The organism is Streptomyces cellostaticus (assembly GCF_023630175.1).
GTDB lineage: Bacteria > Actinomycetota > Actinomycetes > Streptomycetales > Streptomycetaceae > Streptomyces > Streptomyces cellostaticus_A.
Map to the genome: position 1 here is coordinate 107,482 of NZ_JALLIN010000023.1, position 10,652 is coordinate 118,133.

Below are 10,652 nucleotides of genomic sequence, written 5' to 3' on the forward strand. Positions count from 1 at the left end.
TGCTTCACCCGTTCGTGTCGCCCCTGCCGGGGCATGGAACTGACGCACGCTCATGGGCAACTGCCCTCCCGGCGGGCGTCAGTTCTGCGTGGGCACCGACTGCCCGCCGGTGCCCGTGCCCGGCTCCAGGGCGTCCAGCGCCCGGCGCAGTCCCGTCAGTTTCCGCTCCAGATGGGCGGCCGTGGCCACCGCGGCGGCGTCCGCGGACTCGTCGTCCAGCTGCTTCGACAGCGCCTCGGCCTGCTCCTCGACGGCCGCCAGACGCGCGGACAGTTCCGCGAGCAGCCCCGCGGACTCCTTGCCGCCGACCGCGCCCTTGCCGCCGCCCTCCAACTGCAGTCGCAGCAGCGCCGCCTGCTCCCGTAGCTGGCAGTTCTTCATGTACAGCTCGACGAACACGGAGACCTTCGCCCGCAGCACCCACGGGTCGAACGGCTTGGAGATGTAGTCCACCGCGCCGGCCGCGTAGCCCCGGAAGGTGTGGTGCGGGCCGTGGTTGATCGCGGTGAGGAAGATGATCGGGATGTCCCGGGTCCGCTCGCGCCGCTTGATGTGCGCGGCGGTCTCGAATCCGTCCATGCCCGGCATCTGGACATCCAGCAGGATGACCGCGAAATCGTCCGTGAGCAGTGCCTTGAGCGCTTCCTCCCCGGACGATGCCCGCACCAGCGTCTGATCGAGCGCAGAGAGGATGGCCTCCAGCGCCAGCAGATTCTCCGGCCGGTCATCGACCAGGAGGATCTTGGCCTTCTGCACCATGGCCCGCCCTCCTCGCCCCGGCGGTACACCGGGCGCCGCCCCAGGGGACGACTCCCTTTCGCCGCCCGTCCTTGTGCCGGTCATCGTAGCCGCACCCCGCCCGTCGCCACACCCTGTCACCGCGATGTCACTGTGCACGCAACGGAAACGCCGCGAGTGACCTGAAGGTTCCCGGAATCCAGGATTCCCACACGCCCCGGCGCACGGCAGAGCGCCCCGCACTCTTTTTGCAACTCCGCGTGCACGTCCAAAGTTCCCGCCGCGTTCACATCCGCTCCCGCGGCCCCGTCACCGCTCGGCCATCCACTGTCGCATGACCGCCAGCAGATGATCCGGGTCGACCGGCTTCGTCACGTAGTCGGAGGCACCCGACTCGATCGCCTTCTCCCGGTCGCCCTTCATCGCCTTCGCGGTGAGCGCGATGATCGGCAGCCCGGCGAACTGCGGCATCCTGCGGATCGCGCTGGTCGTCGCGTAGCCGTCCATCTCCGGCATCATGATGTCCATCAGCACCACGGCCACGTCGTCGTGCTGCTCCAGCACCTCGATGCCCTCCCGGCCGTTCTCGGCGTACAGCACCGACAGCCCGTGCTGCTCCAGCACGCTGGTGAGCGCGAACACGTTGCGGATGTCGTCGTCGACGATCAGCACCTTCTCACCGCCGAACCGCACCGCGCGGACCGGCTGCGGGGTGCTCTCCTGCTCGGCGACCGTGGCCCACTGCTCCGGCCGGTGCTCCGGCGGCGGCAGGCTCCGGCGGCGGCGCCGGAAGAGCGCGGCGGCCCCGTTCTGCGTCTCCCGGTACGACTTCACCTCGGCCGGCGTCTCGATCTCCGCCGCCGACAGATCCCCGTCCGCCCGGTCCTCGGAGGCGAGCAGCTCACCGGCTTCCAGCGCCTGCACGGACTGCTGGTAGCCCTGCGGCGGCAACTCGCTCGGGTGCACCGGCAGGTACAGCGTGAACGTCGAGCCGCGGCCCGGCTCGCTCTGTGCGTAGATCTCGCCGCCGAGCAACTGGGCGATCTCCCGCGAGATGGACAGACCGAGACCGGTGCCGCCGTACTTGCGGCTGGTCGTGCCGTCCGCCTGCTTGAACGCCTCGAAGATCACCCGCATCTTGCTGGCCGCGATGCCGATCCCCGTGTCGGTCACCGAGAACGCGATCAGGCCGGCGTCCGGGTCGGTCAGCGAACCGGCCTCCAGCATCTGCTCCCGGATGATCTGGGGCACACCGGCGCCGGCGGGCCGGATCACCAGTTCCACCGAACCGGAGTCGGTGAACTTCACCGCGTTGGACAGCAGGTTGCGCAGCACCTGCAGCAGCCGCTGCTCGTCGGTGTGCAGGGTGGCCGGCAGCTCCGGGGAGACCCGCACGGACAGGTCAAGGCCCTTCTCCGCGGTCAGCGGCCGGAAGGTCGCCTCCACGTAGTCCACGAGCTGGACGAGCGCGATACGCGTCGGCGAGACGTCCATCTTGCCCGCCTCGACCTTCGACAGGTCCAGGATGTCGTTGATCAGCTGCAGCAGGTCGGAACCGGCGCCGTGGATCGTCTCGGCGAACTCGACCTGCTTCGGGGAGAGATTGCCCTCGGCGTTGTCGGCGAGCAACTTGGCCAGAATCAGCAGCGAGTTGAGCGGCGTACGCAGCTCGTGCGACATGTTGGCGAGGAACTCGCTCTTGTAGCGCATCGACACCGCGAGCTGCTCGGCACGCTCCTCCAGGACCTGCCGGGCCTCCTCGATCTCGGTGTTCTTCACCTCGATGTCCCGGTTCTGCCGGGCCAGCAGTTCGGCCTTCTCCTCCAGTTCGGCGTTGGAGGCCTGCAGCGCCTTCTGGCGGTTCTCCAACTCGGCCGAGCGCTCCCGCAGTTGCTCGGTCAGCTCCTGCGACTGCTTCAGCAGCAGCTCGGTCTTGGTGTTCACCGAGATGGTGTTGACGCTGGTCGCGATCATCTCGGCGATCTGGTTGAGGAAGTCCTTCTGGATCTGCGTGAACGGCGTGAACGACGCCAGCTCGATGACACCGAGCACCTTGCCCTCGAAGAGCACCGGCAGCACGATCACCTGCGCCGGCGGGGCCTCACCGAGGCCCGAGGAGATCTTCAGGTACCCGCTGGGCGCGTTCTCCACCAGGATCGTGCGCTTCTCCTGGGCGGCGGTGCCGATCAGCCCCTCCCCCGGGCGGAACGACGCCGGCATGGAGCCCATCGAGTAGCCGTACGAACCCAGCATCCGCAGCTCGTAACGGTCCTCGGCGTCGACGCCCAGGTCCTGGCCCTCCATGAGCGGCATCGTCAGGAAGAACGCGCCGTGCTGCGCGGACACCACCGGCGTCAGCTCGCTCATGATCAGCGAGGCGACGTCCGCCAGGTCCCGGCGGCCCTGCATCAGCGCGGAGATACGGGCCAGGTTGCCCTTCAGCCAGTCCTGCTCCTTGTTCGCGATCGTGGTGTCGCGCAGGTTGGCGATCATCTTGTTGATGTAGTCCTGCAGCTCCTGGATCTCGCCGGAGGCGTCGACGTCGATCTTCAGGTTCAGGTCGCCGCGGGTCACCGCGGTCGCCACGCGCGCGATGGCACGCACCTGCCGGGTCAGGTTCCCGGCCATCTCGTTCACCGACTCCGTCAGGTCACGCCAGGTGCCGTCGACGTCCCGCACGCGTGCCTGACCGCCGAGCTGCCCCTCGGTACCCACCTCGCGGGCGACCCGGGTGACCTCCTCGGCGAAGCTGGAGAGCTGGTCGACCATCGTGTTGATCGTCGTCTTCAGCTCGAGGATCTCGCCGCGGGCGTCGATGTCGATCTTCTTGGTCAGGTCTCCCTTGGCGATGGCCGTGGTGACCATGGCGATGTTGCGCACCTGGCCGGTGAGGTTGGACGCCATCTGGTTCACGGACTCGGTGAGGTCCTTCCAGGTGCCGGCCACACCCGGCACGTGCGCCTGGCCGCCCAGGATGCCGTCCGTACCGACCTCACGGGCCACCTTGGTGACCTGGTCGGCGAACGAACTCAGCGTCCGAACCATGGTGTTGAAGGTGTCGGCGAGCTGCGCCACCTCACCGCTGGCCTCGATGGTCACCTGCCGCGTCAGGTCACCGTTGGCGACCGCGGCCGCCACCTGGGAGATGTTCCGCACCTGCATGGTCAGGTTGTTGGCCATCAGGTTGACGTTGTTGCTCAGGTCCTTCCAGATGCCCGTCACACCGGGCACGTGCGCCTGGCCGCCCAGGATGCCCTCGGTGCCCACCTCACGGGCCACCCGGGTCACCTGCTCGGCGAAGCTGGAGAGCTGGTCCACCATCGTGTTGACCGTCGTGACGAGTTCGAGGATCTCGCCCTTCGCGTCGACGGTGATCTTCTTCGACAGGTCGCCCTTGGCGACCGCGGTCGTGACCTCGGCGATGTTGCGCACCTGGATGGTCAGGTTGTTCGCCATGAAGTTCACGGACTGCGTGAGGTCCTTCCAGGTGCCCGAGACGCCCTGGACCTCCGCCTGACCGCCCAGCATGCCCTCGGTACCCACCTCGCGGGCCACGCGCGTGACCTCCTGGGCGAACGACGACAACTGGTCGACCATCGTGTTCAGCGTGTTCTTCAGCTCCAGGATCTCCCCGCGCGCGTCCACGGTGATCTTCTGCGAGAGGTCACCGCGGGCCACCGCCGTGGCCACCTGGGCGATGTTGCGCACCTGGGCGGTGAGGTTCCCGGCCATGCCGTTCACCGAGTCCGTCAGGTCCCGCCAGACACCGGCCACGCCGGGCACCTGCGCCTGACCGCCGAGGCGGCCCTCCGTGCCCACGTCCCGGGCGACCCGGGTCACCTGGTCGGCGAAGGCCGAGAGCTGGTCGACCATCGTGTTGATGGTGTTCTTCAGCTCCAGGATCTCCCCGCGCGCGTCGACGTCGATCTTCTGCGAGAGGTCACCGCGCGCGACGGCCGTCGTGACCTGCGCGATGTTGCGCACCTGACCGGTCAGGTTGGACGCCATCGAGTTGACGGAGTCGGTGAGCTCCTTCCAGGTGCCCGACACCCCGTCCACCCGGGCCTGACCGCCGAGCCGGCCCTCCGTGCCCACGTCCCGGGCCATCCGCGTCACCTGGTCGGCGAAGCTGGAGAGCTGGTCCACCATCGTGTTGACGGTGTTCTTGAGCTGGAGCATCTCACCGGAGACGTCCACGGTGACCTTCTGGGAGAGGTCGCCGTTGGCCACCGCGGTGGTCACCTGGGCGATGTTGCGCACCTGGCCGGTCAGGTTGCGGAAGGCCGTGTTGACGGAGTCCGTCAGGTCCTTCCAGGTGCCGGCCGCGCCCGGCACCTGTGCCTGGCCGCCCAGCTCACCCTCGACACCGACCTCCCGCGCGACCCGCGTCACCTCCGCACCGAACGCCGAGAGCTGGTCCACCATCGTGTTGACGGTGTTCTTCAGCTCCAGCATCTCACCGGCCACGTCCACCGTGACCTTCTGCGACAGGTCACCGCTGGCCACGGCGGTCGTCACCGCGGCGATGTCGCGCACCTGCGTCGTCAGGTTCCGGAACACCGTGTTGACGGAGTCCGTCAGGTCCTTCCAGGTACCGGCGACACCCGGCACCGTCGCCTGACCGCCCAGCCGGCCCTCCGCGCCGACCTCGTTGGCCACACGCGTGACCTCGTCCGCGAAGATCCGCAGCGTCTCGGTCATCTGGTTGATCGTCTCGGCGAGCTGAGCGACCTCGCCCCGCGCCGGAACCGTCACCTTCTGCGACAGATCACCGTTGGCCACGGCCGTGGTCACCTGGGCGATCCCGCGCACCTGGGCCGTGAGGTTGCCGGCCATCAGGTTCACCGAGTCGGTGAGTTCCTTCCACGTGCCGTCCACACCCGGTACGTGCGCCTGGCCCCCCAGGATCCCGTCGGTGCCGACCTCCCGCGCGACCCGCGTCACCTCCGAGGAGAAGGCGGAGAGCTGGTCGACCATGGTGTTGACGGTGTTCTTCAGCTCCAGCATCTCGCCGGCCACGTGCACGGTGACCTTCCGCGACAGATCGCCCTTGGCGACCGCCGTGGTCACCAGGGCGATGTCCCTCACCTGGGCGGTCAGCCGGGACGCCATCGTGTTGACGGAGTCCGTGAGGTCCTTCCACGAGCCGGACAGGCCGCGCACCCGGGCCTGGCCGCCGAGCTTGCCCTCGGTGCCGACCTCGCTGGCCACGCGCGTGACCTCGTCGGTGAAGGTCGAGAGCTGGTCGACCAGGTTGTTGACCGTACGGCCGACCTTCAGGAACTCGCCGCGCAGCGGATGCCCGGTCCCGTCCGGTGCCTGCGTGCGCAGATCCATCCGCGGCGACAGATCACCCTCCGCGACCCCCGACAGGACCCGGCTGACCTCCGACACGGGCCACACCAGGTCGTCGACCAGCGCGTTGGAGTTGTCGACGGCGGTCGCCCACGAGCCCTCGCAGGCCCCCGTCTCCAGCCGTTCCGTGAGTTTTCCCTCACGTCCCACCATGCGCCGCACGCGCGACAGCTCACCGGTCAGGTGCAGGTTGCGGTCGGCCACCTCGTTGAAGACGGCGGCGATCTCCGACATCACGCCGTCCCCGGACACCGTGAGCCGCTTGCGGAAGTTCCCGTCCCGCATGGAGACCAGCGCCGCCAGCAACCGGTTCAGGGCAGCCGTGTCCACCGTGGTGGTGCCGCCGCCCCTGCCCAGGGACTGTCCGCCCTTCGCGCGCGCCTTCGTGCCCCGCGTCGCTGCGCCAGACTCCACTGTGTCCCTCCCGAAGGGGTAGACCGTTACTGCCGTGCTCGGTCACATCGGCCCGGAGTGCCGCTCCCCGGCACACCGGCTGCTTCCGCGTACCCGTTACCGCTCGGTATCACTGCCAGACGGATCCCGGACACACCAAGGGCTGCTGCCCACCGTGCACGGAACACACTCAAACCGAGCGGACCTTCATCAGAAGCCTGCCCAGTGTTTCACCCCGTCCGAACCAGGCCATAACAGTTCGGCAGCTTCGCACATCGTCCGCACACACCCTGGGGGGTTAAACAACGGCGACCGGCGTCCGCCCGGAGGGCGAAGGTAAGTAACCTTGCATGCGGCTGTCCAGCCGCACCGGTCCGTCCGGCCTGGGCGGTGGCACCAGAACGAGCGGGCATCGGAGGGGCGGCCGCAGACACATGACCACCGGACTGATCCCCGGGGAGCACTCCCCGGAGCCACGGCCGACGGGCAAGCTGATGCCGCAGCAGCGGCGCGAGCCGGCCGGCCCCGCAGCCCTGTCCGCCGACAACCGGCAGAGGAGTTCTGTGATCACCGCGCGCGCGGCCGCCAGCTTCGAGCCCGTCGGGCGATCGGTGGCGACCGCCCGGTCCTTCGTCCGCGACACCCTCCAGGGCTGGGGTTTCGCCGACATCATCGACGACGCGGTGGTTCTCACCAGCGAACTCGTGACCAACGCGGTGGTGCACGCCGGTACCCACGCCGAGGTGCTGTGCCTGCGCACCGAGGACGGCGTGCGGGTCGAGGTCTCCGACCGCTACCCCGAGCGCGAGCTGCCCGTGCACAGCGCCCACACCACGATGGGCAACCCCGACCGCGAGGGCGGCCGCGGCCTGCAGCTCTGCGCGGCCCTGGCGGCCCGCTGGGGTGTGGACTACACGTCCACGCACAAGAGCGTCTGGTTCCAGCTCGACCTGCCCGAACGGCCGGTCGGCACCCGCGCCGCCGGTCCCTCGCTCCCGGCCGACCTGCTCCCGCTGGCCGACGGCCGGATCCGCGTCGCGGTCCTCCAGGTCGACCGGAAGGGCGCCATCGGCGCCTGGAACGAGGACGCGGAGGAACTGTTCGGCCACCTCGCGGGCGAGGTCGTCGGCAAGCCCCTCACCGACCTCGCGGCCTGGCCGCACACCCCGGGAACCGGCACCGGCATCGCCGAGGCCCTGCGGCTCTCCCGCTGGGAGGGCAGCTACGGCATCCGCCGCGCCGACGGCCGGGTCGCCCCCGTGTACGCCTCCCACCTGCGGGTCCGCGACACCGGTGGCGAGCCGTCCACCGTGTGCCTCCTGGTACGCGATCACGAGCGCGCCGTCCTGCAGACACCGCTGCGCGGTACCGCAGGCGACCAGACGTCCACCTCCGACGGACAGAGCACCGACCCGTTCGAGGTCTTCATCGGCTCCCCCGCCCCCGACGACCTGGACGGACTGCTGCAGCGCACGGTGGAGCGGGCCCGCGACATGCTCGACGGCGACTCCGCGTTCCTGCTGCTCGCGACCGACGACGAGACCGAACTCGAGGTCCGCGCCTCCACCGGCCTGCCCTCCGCCCGCCAGCGTTTCGCCCGTGTGCCCGTCGAGGCCGGCCCCGGCCGCTACGGCTCCGCGCGCATGCCCGCCGTCCACGACGACCTCACCGCCGTTCCCGGAGCCGTGCCCCTGCTGTCCGGCACCGGCATGCGTTCGGTGGTCACGGTCCCGCTGAAGGTCGAGGGCCGGCTCACGGGTTCCCTCGGGGTCGCCGCCGAGGCGCCGGGCCGGTACTCGAACGAGGAGGCCCTGCGCCTGCAGTTCGCCGCCGACCGCATCGCACTGGCCGTCGAGTCGGCCCGGCTGGGCGAGCTGGAGCGGCTGCGCCGCGGCTCCCTGAGCTTCCTGGTCGAAGCCTCCGACCTGCTGGCGGGCACCCTGGACCGCGACCAGACCCTGGCCCTGATGGCGCAGATGACGGTGCCGACCCTCGCGACCTGGTGCGCGGTCTACACGATCGCCGACCAGGCCTCGGATCCCTATCTCTCGTATGTGCTGCACGAGGACGAGGACCTCATCGACGGCATCAAGTCACTGCTGTCGAAGGTCCCCGCGCCCGACCCGGTGCCGACGCCCGGCGCCCGGATCTGGTCCGCGCCCGGCGAGGTCGCCCACCAGGCGGCCCTGCGCAGTTCCATGCGCAGCCTCGGACTGTCCGGTGGTCCCACGCACCAGGTGGCCTCGGGTATCGGTCCGACCCTCGCCACGGCCTCCGCGGTCGGCGGCGAGACGGTCGTCCTGCCGCTGGTCGCCCGTAACCGCGTCATCGGCATGCTGACGCTCGGCAAGCCGACCGACGAGCACTTCCGCCAGGAAATCCTGGAACTGGCCGAGGACTTGTCCCGCCGGGCCGCACTCGCCCTGGACAACGCCCGGCTGTACTCGGAGCGCACGGCCATCAGCCAGTCCCTCCAGCGCAGCCTGCTGCCGCCCGGCCTGCCGCACATCGACGGCGTCGAGGTCGAGGTCATCTACCGTGCGGCCGGCGAGGGCAACGAGGTCGGTGGCGACTTCTACGACCTCTTCCCCATCGGCGACGGCGCCTACGGATTCGCCATCGGCGACGTCTGCGGCACCGGCCCGAACGCGGCGGCGGTCACCGGCCTGGCCCGGCACGCGCTGCGTCTGCTGGCCCGGGAGGGTCTCTCCGGCCCGGCGGTGCTGGAGCGGCTGAACTCGGCCATCCTGGACGAGGGCGACCGCAGCCGTTTCCTCACGCTGCTCTACGGCGAGATGCGGCCGCAGGAGGACGGCAGCGCCGAGCTGAAGGTGGTCTGCGCCGGCCATCCCCTCCCGCTGCGCCTGCGCCAGGACGGCACGGTGGTCGCGTCGGCCGAGCCCCAGCCGCTGCTCGGTGTCATCGAGGACCTGGAGCTGTACGAGGAGACGGTCACCCTCGACCCCGGCGACGTCCTCCTCTGCGTCACGGACGGAGTCACCGAACGCCGGGAGGGCACCCGCATGCTGGGCGACGACGGCCTCGCCGACGTTCTCACCACGTGTACGGGACTCACGGCGGGCGCGGTGGCCGCGCGCATCATGCGCGCGGTGGAACGCTTCGCCTCCGACGCCCCGTCCGACGACATGGCGATTCTGGCGATGCGCGTCCCGGAGCCCCACCAGGAGGCATGAGAAAGGCCCCGCCCGAATGGGCGGGGCCTTTCTGTCGGAGCCCCCAAACGGAATCGAACCGTTGACCTTCTCCTTACCATGGAGACGCTCTACCGACTGAGCTATAGGGGCCTGTTGCTTTCGAGGTTTCCCCCGCGGCAACAAGAAAACCATACCCTGAACAGGCCCGGGTCCCCAAATTCGTTCGGCGCGCGTTCAGAAGGCGGGCTGAAGCAGTCCTCCGAGTGCGTTGCAGGCGGAGACGGTCCGCTGCATCTCCCGCTTGGTGAGCGAGGCGTCCACCGGCAGGGCGAGCGTCTCGTCCGCGGCCCGCTCGGTCTCCGGCAGTGCGACACGGCTCCGGAACTCCGGGAGTCGGTGCACGGGGGTCTTCACCGGGACGCGGCACTCGACTCCCTTGGCCCGCAGGGCGCGGGCGAAGGCGTCGCGGTCCGGCCGGCCGTTGCCGGGCACCCGCACCACGTACTGCTGGTAGGTGTGGCCGGAGCCGCCGTCCGGCGTCCGCACGCCCTTCAACTTGGCGTCGAGGTAGGCGGCCCGCTCGCGGCGCTGTGCCATCTCGTCGTACGGCGCCTCGGACTCCCCCTGCTCCAGCACGAGCAGGCCGTGCCGCTGCCCGAGCACGTGCATCCGGGCGATGTCGGCGCGCCGTCCGAAGCGGTGCACCACAACGATGCCGGCCGTGCGGGGTGTTATGGCGGCTTCCACGGCTGACGCGTCGAGGCAGTAGCCGGCCGGCTCTATGTCGGCGAACACCGGCAGCGCACCCGCCTGGGTCACGGCCTCGGCCACCTCCACGTTCCCGAAGGCCGGTACGACGACCTCGTCACCGGCTCCCACGCCGGCCGCCCTGAGCATTGCAGCAGTACCCATGGCTCCGATGCTGGGCGCGCAACGTGAACTCGAAGTTACGCAAAACAAAAAAGGGTTGGACCCGGAACCGAAGTTCGGGGTCCAACCCTTTCAAAATTT

General features: G+C 69.7%; 4 protein-coding genes and 1 tRNA gene. 1 reads left to right on the top strand and 4 read right to left on the bottom strand.

Annotation, left to right across the window (positions count from 1 at the left end):
• Positions 1–78: 78 nt before the first annotated feature.
• Together MXD57_RS16695 and MXD57_RS16700 are read right to left on the bottom strand one after the other, a co-directional pair.
• Positions 79–759 carry a response regulator gene (locus MXD57_RS16695; RefSeq protein ID WP_250402243.1) on the bottom strand — a complete coding sequence of 227 codons (681 nt, stop codon included), beginning with the start codon at positions 757–759 and terminating at the stop codon, positions 79–81.
• A 288-nt stretch (positions 760–1,047) separates the two neighbouring features.
• Complete coding sequence (locus MXD57_RS16700; protein ID WP_250402244.1) at positions 1,048–6,507, bottom strand: HAMP domain-containing protein; 5,460 nt, start codon at positions 6,505–6,507, stop codon at positions 1,048–1,050.
• A gap of 413 nt (positions 6,508–6,920) precedes the next feature.
• On the opposite strand from MXD57_RS16700, the gene MXD57_RS16705 reads away from it, so the two are divergent.
• Positions 6,921–9,680, top strand: coding sequence for a SpoIIE family protein phosphatase (locus MXD57_RS16705; protein WP_250402245.1), 2,760 nt, complete (start codon positions 6,921–6,923; stop codon positions 9,678–9,680).
• Between the two features lie 38 nt (positions 9,681–9,718).
• Here the strand turns inward: MXD57_RS16705 and MXD57_RS16710 are convergent.
• Positions 9,719–9,791: transfer RNA gene (locus tag MXD57_RS16710), tRNA-Thr, on the bottom strand.
• A gap of 84 nt (positions 9,792–9,875) precedes the next feature.
• The gene (locus MXD57_RS16715; RefSeq protein ID WP_250402251.1) at positions 9,876–10,538 is read right to left on the bottom strand and encodes a DegT/DnrJ/EryC1/StrS family aminotransferase; all 663 of its coding nucleotides are present in this window, start codon (positions 10,536–10,538) and stop codon (positions 9,876–9,878) included.
• Between the last annotated feature and the right edge of the window lie 114 nt (positions 10,539–10,652).